Annotated in this window: 10 protein-coding genes, 1 pseudogene and 1 riboswitch; of the genes and pseudogenes, 5 read left to right on the plus strand and 6 right to left on the minus strand. The window is 70.6% G+C overall.

Annotated elements, in window-relative coordinates; translation table 11 throughout:
- Positions 1–329: 329 nt before the first annotated feature.
- Positions 330–1139 (plus strand): PhzF family phenazine biosynthesis protein, encoded by an 810-nt coding sequence (locus tag U9R90_RS21210; RefSeq protein ID WP_411058233.1) that lies wholly within the window; start codon positions 330–332, stop codon positions 1137–1139.
- Between the two features lie 71 nt (positions 1140–1210).
- Here U9R90_RS21210 and U9R90_RS21215 read toward each other — a convergent pair whose 3' ends face one another.
- The gene (locus U9R90_RS21215; RefSeq protein ID WP_411058234.1) at positions 1211–2011 is read right to left on the minus strand and encodes a CPBP family intramembrane glutamic endopeptidase; all 801 of its coding nucleotides are present in this window, start codon (positions 2009–2011) and stop codon (positions 1211–1213) included.
- A 165-nt stretch (positions 2012–2176) separates the two neighbouring features.
- On the opposite strand from U9R90_RS21215, the gene U9R90_RS21220 reads away from it, so the two are divergent.
- Entirely contained in the window at positions 2177–3946 is a 1770-nt protein-coding gene (locus U9R90_RS21220) for a substrate-binding and VWA domain-containing protein (protein WP_411058235.1), read from the plus strand.
- Between the two features lie 4 nt (positions 3947–3950).
- On the opposite strand, the gene U9R90_RS21225 is transcribed toward U9R90_RS21220, so the two are convergent.
- Positions 3951–5465: a glutamate--cysteine ligase gene (locus U9R90_RS21225; protein ID WP_411058236.1), complete on the minus strand. Its 1515-nt coding sequence runs from the start codon at positions 5463–5465 to the stop codon at positions 3951–3953.
- Between the two features lie 729 nt (positions 5466–6194).
- Between U9R90_RS21225 and U9R90_RS21230 the strand changes: the two are divergent.
- Positions 6195–6698 (plus strand): annotated as a pseudogene (locus U9R90_RS21230) (hypothetical protein); the annotation flags it as partial.
- 298 nt (positions 6699–6996) lie between these two features.
- Positions 6997–7203 carry a DUF5999 family protein gene (locus U9R90_RS21235; protein ID WP_411058237.1) on the plus strand — a complete coding sequence of 69 codons (207 nt, stop codon included), beginning with the start codon at positions 6997–6999 and terminating at the stop codon, positions 7201–7203.
- A gap of 110 nt (positions 7204–7313) precedes the next feature.
- Here U9R90_RS21235 and gcvP read toward each other — a convergent pair whose 3' ends face one another.
- Positions 7314–10199 carry an aminomethyl-transferring glycine dehydrogenase gene (gene gcvP / locus U9R90_RS21240; protein ID WP_411058238.1) on the minus strand — a complete coding sequence of 962 codons (2886 nt, stop codon included), beginning with the start codon at positions 10197–10199 and terminating at the stop codon, positions 7314–7316.
- Positions 10200–10374: 175 nt separating this feature from the next.
- A riboswitch (glycine riboswitch) is annotated at positions 10375–10470 on the minus strand.
- Between the two features lie 137 nt (positions 10471–10607).
- On the opposite strand from gcvP, the gene U9R90_RS21245 reads away from it, so the two are divergent.
- Positions 10608–11012 carry a PRC-barrel domain-containing protein gene (locus U9R90_RS21245; protein ID WP_411058239.1) on the plus strand — a complete coding sequence of 135 codons (405 nt, stop codon included), beginning with the start codon at positions 10608–10610 and terminating at the stop codon, positions 11010–11012.
- Here the strand turns inward: U9R90_RS21245 and U9R90_RS21250 are convergent.
- The 3 genes from U9R90_RS21250 to U9R90_RS21260 all read right to left on the minus strand — a co-directional run bounded on the left by U9R90_RS21250 (position 10901) and on the right by U9R90_RS21260 (position 13759).
- Entirely contained in the window at positions 10901–12463 is a 1563-nt protein-coding gene (locus U9R90_RS21250; protein ID WP_411058240.1) for a DNA polymerase IV, read from the minus strand. The two genes, U9R90_RS21245 and U9R90_RS21250, sit on opposite strands and share 112 nt — an antisense overlap.
- Before the next feature lie 47 nt (positions 12464–12510).
- The gene (locus tag U9R90_RS21255; RefSeq protein WP_411058241.1) at positions 12511–13119 is read right to left on the minus strand and encodes a MerR family transcriptional regulator; all 609 of its coding nucleotides are present in this window, start codon (positions 13117–13119) and stop codon (positions 12511–12513) included.
- Between the two features lie 166 nt (positions 13120–13285).
- The gene (locus U9R90_RS21260) at positions 13286–13759 is read right to left on the minus strand and encodes a bifunctional nuclease family protein (protein WP_006123076.1); all 474 of its coding nucleotides are present in this window, start codon (positions 13757–13759) and stop codon (positions 13286–13288) included.
- Positions 13760–13774: the final 15 nt, after the last annotated feature.

Below are 13774 nucleotides of genomic sequence, written 5' to 3' on the forward strand. Positions count from 1 at the left end.
CCCGGCCACCCCAGGGGCCACCGCCCCCGAAGCCGGGCCCGAAGGGCCCGAAGGCGCCACGCCGCCCCTCGAAGTCGCCCCGGCCCCGATGTCCGGGCCCGCAGTGCTCGTGCCCATGGCCGTGGTCATGTCCGTGCTCATGCTTTTGGGAGCGCATCACGCCCACCCCTCTCGTTCTCCAGTCCACGCGATCATTCGCGATGCTTCAACGATATATCGGGACTGTTCGGCTGGCAAGAACCCGGCTCCTCCCCGTGCGGCGTCAACAGGTCCAGCCACCACGAATTGGCCTTGGCCAGCGGATTCACCGAGCACCTAGCGTCGAGCGCATGCGGATTCGAATCGTCGACGCCTTCACCGACCGCCCCTTCGCCGGCAACCCGGCCGGGGTGGTACTTCTCGATGCCTTCCCCTCGGACGACTGGCTCCAGCAGGTGGCCGCGGAGGTCAACCTCTCCGAGACCGCCTTCGCGCACCCGCTGCCCGCGGGCGGCGACGCCGACTGGGCGCTGCGCTGGTTCACCCCCGCGGCCGAGGTGAACCTCTGCGGACACGCCACCCTGGCCACCGCGCACGTCCTGAGCAGCACCGGCACCGCGGACGACACCGTGCGCTTCAGCACCCGCAGCGGCGTCCTCACCACGACCGCCCGCGGCGACGGCACGTACACCCTCGACTTCCCCACCGCCCCGCTCACCGAGGTCACCATTCCCGCGGGCCTACCGGAGGCGCTGGGGGCCGAGCCGCTGGCCGCGTACGACACCGGTCCGCAGGTCGGCGACCTCCTGGTGGAACTCGCCGACGAGAAGACGGTGCGCGCCCTGACCCCCGACCTCCGGGCGCTCGTCGAGCACTCGAAGCGCGGCATCATCGCGACCGCTCAGGCCCAGGACCCCGCCGGCGGCTACGACTTCGTCTCGCGCTGCTTCTTCCCGCAGGTCGGCATCGACGAGGACCCGGTCACCGGCAGCGCGCACACGGCGCTGGCACCCCACTGGTCCCCGCGCCTGGGCCGTGACGAGCTGACCGGCCTCCAGGCCTCGGCCCGCTCGGGCCTGGTACGGACCGCGCTCCAGGGCGACCGCACCCTGCTCACCGGCAGCGCGGTCACGGTCATCGACGGCGAGCTACTCACCTGATCGACCCCCGCAGGGCACAGAAAAGGGGGCGTACGAACATGTCGTACGCCCCTTCCGTCGGTCCGCATGCCTCACGCGGTAGGCAGCCACCCCACCTTGCCCGCCAGCAGCGCATACCCCACGAACGCCCCGATATCGAGCAGCGCGTGCGCCACCACCAGCGGCCCGACCCGCCCCCAGCGCCGGTAGAGCAGCACGAACACCACACCCATCACCATGTTCCCGATGAACCCGCCGATGCCCTGGTACAGGTGGTACGAGCCGCGCAGCACCGAGCTCGCCACCAGGGCGGCCATCGGTGACCAGCCCAGCTGGTCCAGTCGGCGCAGCAGATAGCCGACGACGATCACTTCCTCGAGCACCGAGTTCTGCATCGCGGACAGGATCAGCACCGGGAACTTCCACCAGACGCTGGGCAGCGCCTCCGGCACCACCGTCAGGTTGAACCCCAGCCCTCTGGCCGCCAGATAGAAGGCGATCCCCGTGCTCCCGATCCCGGCGGCGATCAGGGTTCCGCGCCCCAGATCGAACCAGGGCCGCCGCACATCGAAACCGATCGCCCGCAGCCCGGCCCCCTCGCGCAGCAGCAGATGAGCGACCAGCGCCACCGGCACCAGCGCGGCACTGATGCCGAACAGCTGCCAGGCCAGATCCAGCCATGGGCGGCCCGGCGCGGCGGAGGCGTTCAAGGTGGCCGCCTGGTCTTTCAAACCGCCCGGTTTGGTGGCCGCCCCGACAAACCTGATCAGCGAGGACACCCCGCTCGCCCCGAGCGAGAGCGCCAGCACCAGGAGCATCTCGTTCCGCACGATCCGTCGTGAGAACCGCTCACCCTGAAGAGAACCGGCCACCAGCCCTGCCTCCACCCGCACACGTACCTCCACTTGTTCAATCCCGCCGCATACCTATCCGCACCCCGCTAGGGTCTCGAATGCAGGTACGAAGATCGTGCGCGACAGGCCGAGGGGGACGGTACGCCACATCGTGCCGTACGCCCCCTTTCCTTGCTTCATCACTCAAGGAGGGGCAGCACCGCCATGGGACGTCACAACAGGCCCGACCACCACGCGACGGACGAGGCAGCGCGGCGTCCGCGCACCCGCCACCGCTCCGTGGCGCTCGCCACCGTGCTGGTGCTCGGTGTGGCGACGGGCACTGCGGTAGCGGTCAACAGCGGTCTGTTCTCTCTCAACGGCTCCTGCGCGGACGGCGCGGTACGCCTGAACCTCGTCGCCGCACCCGACATCGCACCCGCCCTGCGCTCCGCCGCCACCGACGCCCGCGAGCAGGGCGTCACATCGGACGGCCGGTGCCTCGACGTCAAGGTGAGCGCCCGCGATCCGTACAAGGTCGCCGACGCGCTGCGCGCGGGCGACGACCTCGGCTACGAGGTGTGGGTGCCGGACTCCGACCTGTGGCTGGACCGGGCCGCCCAGGGCGACGAGGAGATGCCGGTCACCGCCGCGGGCAACATCGCCCACACGCCCGTGGCGATGGGCACCGTACCCTCGGCCGCCAAGTCCCTGGGCTGGCCCGGCAAGAAGTACTCCTGGGCGGAACTGACCACCGCGGCGACCGCCGACGACCAGCTCAGGCTGGGCGCCGCCGACCCCGCCCGCAGCGCCACCGGGCTGTTGGCGCTCACCGCGATCGGCGCGTCCGCGGAACAGGCCAGCGGCCCCGAGGCCGAGACCCAGGTCGCCGCCACCGCCAAACTGCTGGCGCAGCGCACCTCCGACAGCGACGCCCAGGCCCTGGACACCCTGGCCCGCGACAACTCCGGGACCGAGCGGGGCAACCCGCGGCGCAACCAGGCACTGGTCGTCTCCGAACAGGCCGCGTTCACCCACAACGCGGCGGCGGGACCCGAGGGGAGCCTCTCGCTCTTCTATCCCAAGGACGGCTCCCCGCGACTCGACTACCCCTTCGCCCTGGTCAACGAGACCCGGCTGTCCACGGACCAGAGCCGGGCCGCGGTGCGCTTCATGAGCCTCCTCGGCGAGGCACCGGGCCGGGCCGTCCTGGAGAAGCACGGCTTCAGAAGCGGCAACGGCACCCCGCCCGAGGGTCTCGTCTCGGCCGCCGGCGGCCGCGCTCCCCAGCCGTACGCGACGACCGCGGCCGAACCGCCGACCCGGGAGCAGGTCCAGGAGGCACTCGGGCTGTGGACGATCACGGTGCAGAGCGCCCGGCTCACCACCGTCGTCGACGCGTCGTCCTCGATGTCCGCGCTGGTACCGGGCCGCAACCAGTCACGGATGGAGGTCACCAGGAACTCCCTGGTGCGGGCGCTCGACCAGTTCACCGGGGAGGACGAGATCGGCCTGTGGGAGTTCTCCACGCTGCTGGAGGGCAAGCGCGACTACCGCAAGCTGGTGGAGACCGCCCGGCTGGGCGACCGCGGGGACCAGGGCACCAGCCACCGCGCGCTGCTGACGAAGGCCTTCAACGACCTGCGGCCGATCCCCGGCGGATACACCGGTCTGTACGACACCACGCTCGCCGCCTACAAGGAGGCCCAGGAAACCTATGTGAGCGGCAAGTTCAACGCCCTGGTGATCCTCACCGACGGCGTCAACCAGGACCCCGGTTCGCTCTCCCGCAGCGCCCTGGTCGCCGAACTCCAACGGCTCGCCGACCCCAAGCGCCCCGTCCCGCTGATCGCGATCGCCGTCGGCCCGGACGCCGACAAGGACGAGGTCACCGAGCTGGCCGAGGCCACCGGCGGCTCCGGTCACCAGGTCAACGACCCGGCGCAGATCCACGAGGTCATCCTGAAGGCCATCATGGCAGCGGGCCAGAACTGACTCCCTAAGCCACAGGTCCCGGCACCAGCCCCACCGGCCAGGTGTGCACCGGCTCGCCGATGTGCATCAGCTCGCAGTACCGCCGGGTGGTGGCGGCGAGCGCCGCCTCGCGCCCCAGCCCTGTGGCCAGTGCGCGGTGGTACGTCGCCACCTGCCAGGAAGCGCCGTTCACCCGCTCTTGGCAACGGCCTTCTATGACCCCCAGGTACGCGTCGCGGTCGGCCGACTCGACGCCCCACGCGTCGAGCCCGGCCGCGGCCAGCGGCAGCAGCTCATCGCGTACGAGGTCCACGGCGGGTATCCGCATCATGCCGCCGCTCCGGCCGGACCGCGGCCACTCGAACTCGGCGTCGATGCCATGGCGGCACGCGGCGTCGAAGTTGGCCGCGGCCGTCTCGAACGGCAGCCGGGTCCAGACCGGGCGCGCGTCCTCGGCCAGCGCCCGGACGGCGCCGTAGAAGAAGGCGGCGTTGGCGATCACATCGGTGACCGTAGGCCCCGCGGGCAGCACGCGGTTCTCCACGCGCAGATGCGGTACGCCGTCCGCGATGCCGTACACCGGGCGGTTCCACCGGTACACGGTGCCGTTGTGCAGCACCAGTTCGGCCAGCCGCGGCACCCCGCCGCCGTCGATGACCCGCAACGCGTCCTCGTCGTCGCAGAGGGGCAGCAGCGGAGGGAAGTACCGCAGGTTCTCCTCGAAGAGTTCGTACGCGGAACTGATCCACCGCTCGCCGAACCAGGTGCGCGGCCGCACCCCCTGGGCCTGGAGCTCGGGCGGCCGGGTGTCGGTGGACTGCAGAAACAGCGGCGGGCGCGACTCGCGCCACAGCTCATGGCCGAACAGGAACGGCGCGTTGGCGCCGACGGCTATCTGCGCGGCGGCCAGCGCCTGCGCCGCGTTCCACACGTCGGCGAACCGCGCCGGGGTCACTTGGAGGTGCAACTGCACAGAGGTGCACGCCGCTTCGGGAGCGATCGACGTCGAGGTGCAGACGAGCCGCTCCACGCCCTCGATGTCGAGCGTGAAGTCCTCGCCGCGTGCGGCCACGATCTGGTCGTTGAGCAGGGCGTAGCGGTCGACGTCGGAGAGGTTGGCGGAGACCAGGTCCTGCCGGGTGAGGGTCGGCAGTATGCCGATCATCGCTATCCCGGCGGACACCTCGCCGGACTTCCGGTGGGCATAGGCGAGTCCGGTACGCAGCTCCTCGGTGAGCTGGTCGAGCACCCGCCCACCCAGCCGGTGCGGGGCGATATTCACCTCCAGGTTGAACATTCCCAGCTCGGTCTGGAAATCGCGGCTCGCGATGCGCTCGAGTACCTCCGCATTCATCATCCTCGGCATACCGTCGGGGCCCACGAGATTCAGCTCGATCTCCAGCCCCATCAGATTACGCGGCCGGTCGAACTTCTTCTCTTCCAACAGCCTCCGCAACCCCGCCAGACACTGCTGGAGCCTCCTGCGGTACCGCTGCCGATCGGACAGGTCGGAACCGCCTGCCACGACCTTCTCCCCCATCGAAGCATCCTTCCTCGATTGGGCAGCCCACCGCTCGGCCGCTGTGTCACCGGGGATGATGCCCAGCCGATGTGATCGATAACGCCCCACGGGCGACCGCTGAGGAGTAGGCTCGAACCTGTTGGCAGCGCGGCACATTTCACTAGGGCATGTGCAATCCGCAGATTCGCCTGACAAGAGAGCTGGTGACAAACGCCGACGAGAATCGGCCGACCACTGGCACGCGATGAGTCGAGGTCACAGAGCCAGCGCCGTCAGGAATCGGGATAAACGCCGCAATTACTCGGCCGAATGACGACTTGCCAACTCCAGTAGGGCCGTTCGGCGAAACACGGCCTGAACACACGTCGTATAAACTCCGCGGACGAGGCAGAGAGTTGGCGCTCACGGACCGAAGCTCCCGCCCCCTCTGGCCCCGCAGCTGACAGCGCCGTCCGCGTCTGCCCCCTGTGTCACCCAGCCTGTCGAAGTGAGAGGCACCCACCATGCCGCTGCATGTCCCCCCGGCTCCCGCGCCCGCCCTGCGCAGCGTCCTCGCGGCACTCGGTTCCCCCACCGCCGTCCGCGAAGCGCGCACCCCGTCCCTGCGCTCCGCCCAGGGACCCGCACACCCCGAGCTCCCCCTCCCCGTGCACGTACTCGACCGGATCACCACCCCGCTCGACGGCCCGCCCCGCACGCGCCTGGCCGGCTGGCGGTTCCTGATCCGGTGCGGCGACCGCGCGGNCGCGCACCCCGTCCCTGCGCTCCGCCCAGGGACCCGCACACCCCGAGCTCCCCCTCCCCGTGCACGTACTCGACCGGATCACCACCCCGCTCGACGGCCCGCCCCGCACGCGCCTGGCCGGCTGGCGGTTCCTGATCCGGTGCGGCGACCGCGCGGTCGCCGCCGCCGACACCCGGTTGACGCCTGACGGCTGGGCCTTCTCGCACTTCTTCGAGGGTCCGTACATCACGGCGACCGAGCGCGCCCTGCGCCAGGCCGAGTCCATGCCCGGCCACCACCAGCCACGACTGCTGTCCATCCCTGAGCTGTACATGCTCACCCTCTGGCTGCACGGCGACCCCGAGAGCGACGGCGCCGAAGGACCACTCGCCCCCGCCGACCTGCTGGTGCCCATCGCGCCCGCCCCACCGGGGATCGCCGCGCACCTGCCGCACCGCGTCGCGGAGCTGCTGCCGGTCCTCACCCACCGCCTGAGGCCCGCACCGCTGCTCGGCTCACCCGCCTGAGCCGGCACCTCACGTGCCCCGCGGCCCGCCCCGGTCGCGGGGCACTCCGCTGTCCCACCCCATCCGGACTAGTCCCATCCGGCCACCCCTAACCACCCTGTGGGACAGTGAAGTTGGACTGAACCGTCCGCACGGGTGATGCGTCCCTTCCCGGTGAGGGGAGCTGCCGCGAAATCCCTGCGGAATCTCACCCGTAGGGCAACACTGGGATCGGACCGACATCAACGGGGGCGGAATGAACACCGCATCGAACCGCGGGACACGCATCACCACGACAACGCAGCGAAAGAACACCTCCATGTGCCAGCATCAACCACCCTGCCCGACAGCCGACTCCGCCGACCGGGAGGCAGCGGTCCTTGTGGCCCACCACCCCGAGCAGGGCTGGAGCCTGCTGTGCAACGGCGTCCTGTTCTTCGAGGACACCGGTGAGCTACTGCCGGACGGGCAGATCATCGCCCCGCACCGGCCGCTGGGCGCCCACCGGGTGGCGCGCGCGGCATAACAATCTCAAAAGATCACAACAGAACTGAGGGGCCGGCCCGGAGGAAACCTCCGAACCGGCCCCGGCGCATGAGCGCCACCTGTCAGCTGTCAGGCCTCAGGTGTCAGCCGTCACTCGTCGTACGCGTCCATCGGCGGGCAGGAGCACACCAGGTTGCGGTCGCCGTACGCCTGGTCGATCCGGCGCACCGGCGGCCAGTACTTGTCCGCGGCCTGGACCCCGGCCGGGAAGACGGCCTCCGCACGCCCGTACGCGTGCTCCCACTCGCCCGCCAGCACGGCCGCCGTGTGCGGAGCGTTCCGCAGCGGGTTGTCCTCGGCGGGCCACTCGCCCGAGCCGACCTTCTCGATCTCGGCCCGGATCTCGATCATCGCCTCGCAGAACCGGTCGAGCTCGACGAGGTCCTCGCTCTCGGTCGGCTCGATCATCAGCGTCCCGGCCACCGGGAAGGACATGGTCGGCGCGTGGAAGCCGTAGTCGATGAGCCGCTTGGCGACGTCGTCCACGCTCACGCCGGTCGCCTTGGTCAGCGGCCGCAGGTCGATGATGCACTCGTGCGCGACAAGACCGCCGGGACCGGTGTAGAGCACCGGGTAGTGCGGCTCAAGGCGCTTGGCGATGTAGTTGGCCCCGAGCACCGCGACCTGGGTGGCGCGCTTCAGCCCCTCCCCGCCCATGAGGCGTACGTACGCCCACGAGATCGGCAGAATCCCGGCGGAGCCCCAGGGGGCCGCAGAGACGGGACCGACACCGGTCTCCGGACCGGCCGCGGGCTGCAGCGGGTGGTTGGGCAGGTACGGCGCCAGGTGCGCCCGCACGCCGACCGGGCCGACGCCGGGACCGCCGCCGCCGTGCGGGATGCAGAAGGTCTTGTGCAGGTTGAGGTGCGAGACGTCGCCGCCGAAGCGACCCGGCTGGGCGAGGCCCACCAGGGCGTTGAGGTTGGCGCCGTCCACGTACACCTGGCCGCCGGCGTCGTGCACCGTGGCGCAGATGTCCGCGACATGCTCCTCGAACACGCCGTGCGTCGACGGGTACGTGATCATGAGAACGGCCAGCTCGTCGCGGTACTGCTCGATCTTGGCGCGCAGGTCCTCGACATCGATCTCGCCGTCGTCGGCGGTCTTCACCACCACGACCTTCATCCCGGCCATCACGGCGCTGGCGGCGTTGGTGCCGTGCGCGGACGACGGGATGAGGCAGACGGTGCGCTGGGTGTCGCCGTTGGCCCGGTGGTAGCCGCGTACCGCCAGCAGGCCCGCGAGCTCGCCCTGCGACCCGGCGTTCGGCTGCAGCGACACCTTGTCGTACCCGGTGACGGCGGCGAGCTGCTCCTCGAGCTCACGGATCAGCGTGAGATAGCCCTGCGCCTGCTCGGCGGGCGCGAAGGGGTGCAGCGCACCGAACTCGGGCCAGGTGACGGCCTCCATCTCGGTGGTCGCGTTGAGCTTCATCGTGCAGGAGCCCAGCGGGATCATGCCGCGGTCCAGGGCGTAGTCCCGGTCGGCGAGCTTGCGCAGGTAGCGCAGCATCGCGGTCTCGGAGCGGTACTGGTGGAAGACCGGGTGGGTCAGATACGCGTCGCCGCGCAGCAGCGACTCGGGCAGCGCGTCGGCGGCCGTCTCATCGAGCGCCTCGATGTCGGCGTCGACCCCGAAGGCCGCCCACACGGCCGCCAGCTGCGCGCGCGTGGTGGTCTCGTCGCAGGCGATGGATACATGGTCACCGTCCACCTGGCGCAGGTTGACGCCGCCTTCGCGGGCCGCGGCGACGATGCTGGCGGCCTTGCCCGCAGCGCGCACCGTCACGGTGTCGAAGTACGTGCCGTGGACGACCTCGGCGCCGCCCGCCTTCAGGCCCGCGGCGAGTATCGCGGCATAGCGGTGGGTGCGGCGGGCGATGTCCTTGAGCCCCTGCGGGCCGTGGTACACCGCGTACAGCCCGGCCATCACCGCGAGCAGCACCTGGGCGGTGCAGATGTTGCTGGTCGCCTTCTCCCGGCGGATGTGCTGCTCGCGGGTCTGCAGCGCCAGGCGGTAGGCCTTGTTGCCGTCCACGTCGACGGAGACGCCGACGAGCCGCCCCGGCAGGCTGCGGGCGAACTTCTCGCGCACGGCCATGTAGCCGGCGTGCGGACCGCCGAAGCCCATCGGAACACCGAAGCGCTGGGTCGTACCGACCGCGATGTCCGCGCCGAGCTCGCCGGGCGAGGTGAGCAGGGTCAGCGCCAGCAGGTCGGCGGCGACGGTGACGATCGCGCCCAGGTCGTGGGCCTGGTCGATGACGGGCTTCAGGTCGCGTACGGCACCCGAGGCACCCGGGTACTGCAGCAGCACGCCGAACACTCCGCGCTCGGCGACCTCGGCCGGAATGCCCTGGGACAGGTCCGCGACGACGACCTCGACACCGGTCGGCTCGGCGCGGGTCTCGATCACGGCGATCGTCTGCGGCAGTGCGTCGGCGTCGATCAGGAAGACGCCGTTCTTGACCTTGCCGACCCGGCGGGACAGCGCCATGGCCTCGGCCGCGGCGGTGCCCTCGTCGAGCAGCGAGGCCCCCGACGTGGGCAGCCCGGTCAGCTCGGCCACCACGGTCTGGAAGTTCAGCAGCGCCTCGAGGCGACCCTGCGAGATCTCCGGCTGGTACGGCGTGTACGCGGTGTACCAGGCCGGGTTCTCCATCACGTTGCGCAGGATCACGGGCGGCGTGAACGTGCCGTAGTAGCCGAGTCCGATCATCGGCGCGAGCACGTCGTTGCGGTCCGCGAACGCGCGCAGCTCGGCCAGGACCTCCGGCTCGGTGCGCTCGGCGGGCAGCCGCAGCGCCTCGGTGGACTTGATGACCTCCGGCACCGCGGCCGCGGTCAGCTCGTCGAGTGAGCCGTAACCGACCTGGGCGAGCATCTTCGCCCGGGCCTCGGCGTCCGGCCCGATGTGGCGTTGCTCGAAGGGGATGCCACGTTCCAGCTGGGAAAGCGGAATGCGGTTGGCAGTCATGACGGAGGCCTCCTGGTCAATGCGACCTGCGAGAGGTACCACGGCGCGGGTACCCGGACGGCCTCCCCCTCTGTCATCTCAACCTGAGAGTTTCACCGGTCCGCGCCGTGCGACCCGGCTTTCACCGTCGGTGAGAGCGGATGCCGTCGACGCCCGCCCTGCTTTCCAGAGTGACCTCGTCCGTGCGGTACAGGGGCCTGAGAGATTCCGGGGAGGAGTTGCTCCTTCGGCGCCTCCGGTGGTAACCGGAGAGCTCTCCCGCACGGGGTCAGCAGCCGTCTGCCAGCCTACCAGCGCAGACACCTGGCCATGAGTCCCGAACGGTGACCAGCGGGCCCCGACTGGCCGTCACCCACATTGTGCTCTTTTGTAGACTTTACGGATGGGTTGCGACCTTTTGGAGGGACCGTGCAGACCGATATCGATCCGCGGAGCCTGATCGGCCGCAAGGCGTTCGACCGGGACGGCAGCAGGCTTGGCACGGTGGACGAGGTCTACCTCGACGACGCCACCGGCGCACCCGAGTGGGCGGCCATACGGACCGGCCTGTTCAGCAGGGACGCCTTCGTCCCCCTGGAACCCAGCGAACTGGTCCAGGGCACACTGCGCGTCCCGTTCGAGCGCGCACTCATCAAGGACGCCCCCGACTTCGGGGTCGGCCGCCACCTGTCACCCGAGCAGGAGCTGCAGCTCTACCACCACTACGGACTGGACGTCACCTCCTCCGGCGACCCTCCCCCCGAACACCCTCCGCCCGACACCCCTCGGCCCGACCGGGACTTCGGCCGACTCGCCGGCTCCGACGACTCCTGACCAGCGCCTTCGGGCACGAGCGGGGACACCTCGCCCGCCTCCGGCACGCAACCGTCAGGCACGAGCGGCAGCGCCTCTGCCGCTTCCAGGTCGGAGTCGTCGGTACGGAACGTACGCACCCGCCCCGGACGGGACCACGGGGTCTCGAACCGCACCGTCACTCGCCCGAGCCCGCTGCCCTGCACCCACCCCGCGCCGTACTCGGCATGCCGCACATCGTGCCCGGCGAGCCACCGCCGCTCCGTCGGCTCGGGCTCACCCCGCGCGCCCTCCACCGCCTCTCCCGGCTCCCCCGCCTCATCCAGCAGCGCCTCATCGGCGGCCGCAAGGACACCCCCTTCCAGCACCCGCTCGCCCTGCGCAGCCGCCTCTACCTGCGCCTGCGCCTGCGCGAAGAGATCCTCCTGCGTGAAGTCGGCCAGTCCCGTGACCCCCACCCCCAGCAGCCGCACCCCACCCGTGGTGTCCACGGACTCAAGCAACCTGCCCGCCGCCTCCCGGATCACGACCGGGTCGTCCGTGGGCCCCCGGAGCGTCTCGGACCTGGTGAGCGTCGAGAAGTCGTAGCGCCGGACCTTGAGCACGACAGTCCGCCCGGAGTGCCCGGACGCCCGCAGCCGCTGCACACACCGCTCGGCCAGCCGCCCCACCTCAAGCCGCACCCGCACCCGGTCGTGGATGTCCACGTCGTAGGTGTCCTCGACCGACACCGACTTCGTGTCCCGCTCGGCCACCACAGGCCGCTCGTCATGCGCCAGGGCCATCGCGTACAGCTGGCCGCCGTGCGCCTTCCCCAGCAGCCGTACGAGCTCGTCCGCACCGGCCTCGGCGATCTCCTCGACCGTGGTGATCCCGGCCCTCCGCAGATGGTCCCCGGTCACCGGCCCGACCCCCGGCAGCGTGCGTACCGGCAGCGGCCCGAGCAGCGCACGCTCCGTGCCCGGCGTGATCAGCACCAGGCCGTCGGGCTTGGCCCGCTCCGACGCGATCTTGGCCAGCATCTTGGACGCGGCGAGCCCCACGGACCCGGTCAGCCCCGTGACCGCCCGTATGTCGGCGCGCAGCCGCTCCCCCACCGCCCGCGCCGAAGCCTCGTCCCAGGCCACCTCACCGGCCGCGAGGTCGACGAAGGCCTCGTCCAGGCTGAGCGGCTCCACCAGCGGCGAAAGCTCGTGCAGCAGCCCCATGACCTGCTCGCTGATGGCGCGGTACACCCCGAAGCGGGGCACCAGATAGGCAGCGTTAGGCGCCAGCCTGCGCGCCTGCCCCATCGGCATCGCCGAGTGCACGCCGAAGCGGCGCGCTTCGTAAGAGGCCGTGGCGACCACCCCGCGCGGCCCGAGCCCGCCCACGATGACGGCCTTTCCGCGCAGGCTCGGCTTCGCCGCCTGCTCCGCGGCGGCGAAGAACGCATCCATGTCCAGATGCAGAATGGTGGGCGCCGATCTCACACCACCGATGCTGCCCTACGCCACTGACAACGCGGTGATCCCAGGTGTCATCCGGCGCGGTTGCGGCGCCGCGCCAGCTCATCACCGGGGTTGTGGCCGATCAGTGTCTCGCCGGTGTCCACGCGCTCGCCGTGCAGCTGCGAAAGCGCCGCCTCGACGTCCCGCCACACCACGCCCACCGCGATCCCGAAGACGCCCTGGCCGCCCTGGAGCAGATCCACGACCTCGTCGGGCGAGGAGCACTCGTAGACGGTCGCGCCGTCGCACATCAGCGTCATACGCGCCAGATCCCCGGACCCGCGGTCCCGCAGGTGCTGGACGGTCGTCCGGATGTTCTGGAGGGACACCCCGGTGTCCAGGAAGCGCTTCACGATCTTCAGGAGGACCACGTCCCGGAAGCCGTAGAGCCGCTGGGTCCCCGATCCGCTCGCGGGCCGGACACTCGGCTCGACCAGCCCCGTACGGGCCCAGTAGTCCAGCTGTCGGTAGGTGATCCCGGCGGCAGCGCATGCCGTCGGCCCTCGGTAACCCACCTCGTCGGACGTCGCGCCGTCGCCCCCGACCACCACCGTCGGCCGCTGCGAGGAGTGACCGGCCGCACCGCTGTGGAGCGGATACGGACCGCCAGCCGCCGTACCGTCGCCGCTGCTTCTCACGCCGACCTCCGTCCTTGACCTGCCTTCACGACGGTAGGGAGTACCCAGGGACGCGTCAACGAACGCCACACTCGGCACGCCGAGTGATAATCACCCCGAGAGTGGTTTCCCCTACCCCCCAGTAGGGAAAGGCTAGCCGAATGGTCCGACAGCGCGCCGGAACAGCTCACTGACTGTTCGTACCGAAGTCCTCAGGCGAGATCTGGTCGAGGAACTCGCGGAACTTCTCCACCTCGTCTTCCTGCTCGTCCGGGATGGCGATCCCCGCGTCGTCGAGCACCCCGTCACTGCCGTAGATGGGCGTACCGGTGCGCAGGGCCAGCGCTATGGCGTCCGAGGGACGCGCGCTGACCTCGACCCCGCTGGCGAACACCAGTTCCGCGTAGAAGACGCCCTCTCGCAGATCCGTGATCCGTACTTCGGTCAGCTCCTGGCCAACGGCCTCGAGCACGTCCTTGAACAGGTCGTGCGTCAGCGGACGGGCGGGCGCCATGCCCTGCTGGGCGAAGGCGATAGCGGTCGCCTCCCCAGGCCCGATCCAGATGGGGAGGTACCGATCGCCTCCCACTTCACGCAGGAGCACGATCGGTTGGTTGGAGGGCATTTCGACCCGGACACCGACAACGTCGAGCTCATTCACACAGCAACCCTAGGA

This window comes from Streptomyces sp. E11-3 (assembly GCF_046540415.1).
In the GTDB taxonomy this organism is placed as follows: domain Bacteria; phylum Actinomycetota; class Actinomycetes; order Streptomycetales; family Streptomycetaceae; genus Streptomyces.

Excerpts from the sequence above, each read along its gene's own strand:
- U9R90_RS21210 (WP_411058233.1), top strand. The coding sequence starts at position 330 with ATGCGGATTCGAATCGTCGACGCCTTCACCGACCGCCCCTTCGCCGGC.
- U9R90_RS21220 (WP_411058235.1), top strand. The coding sequence starts at position 2,177 with ATGGGACGTCACAACAGGCCCGACCACCACGCGACGGACGAGGCAGCG.
- U9R90_RS21225 (WP_411058236.1), bottom strand. The coding sequence starts at position 5,465 with ATGGGGGAGAAGGTCGTGGCAGGCGGTTCCGACCTGTCCGATCGGCAG.
- U9R90_RS21235 (WP_411058237.1), top strand. The coding sequence starts at position 6,997 with ATGTGCCAGCATCAACCACCCTGCCCGACAGCCGACTCCGCCGACCGG.
- gcvP (WP_411058238.1), bottom strand. The coding sequence starts at position 10,199 with ATGACTGCCAACCGCATTCCGCTTTCCCAGCTGGAACGTGGCATCCCC.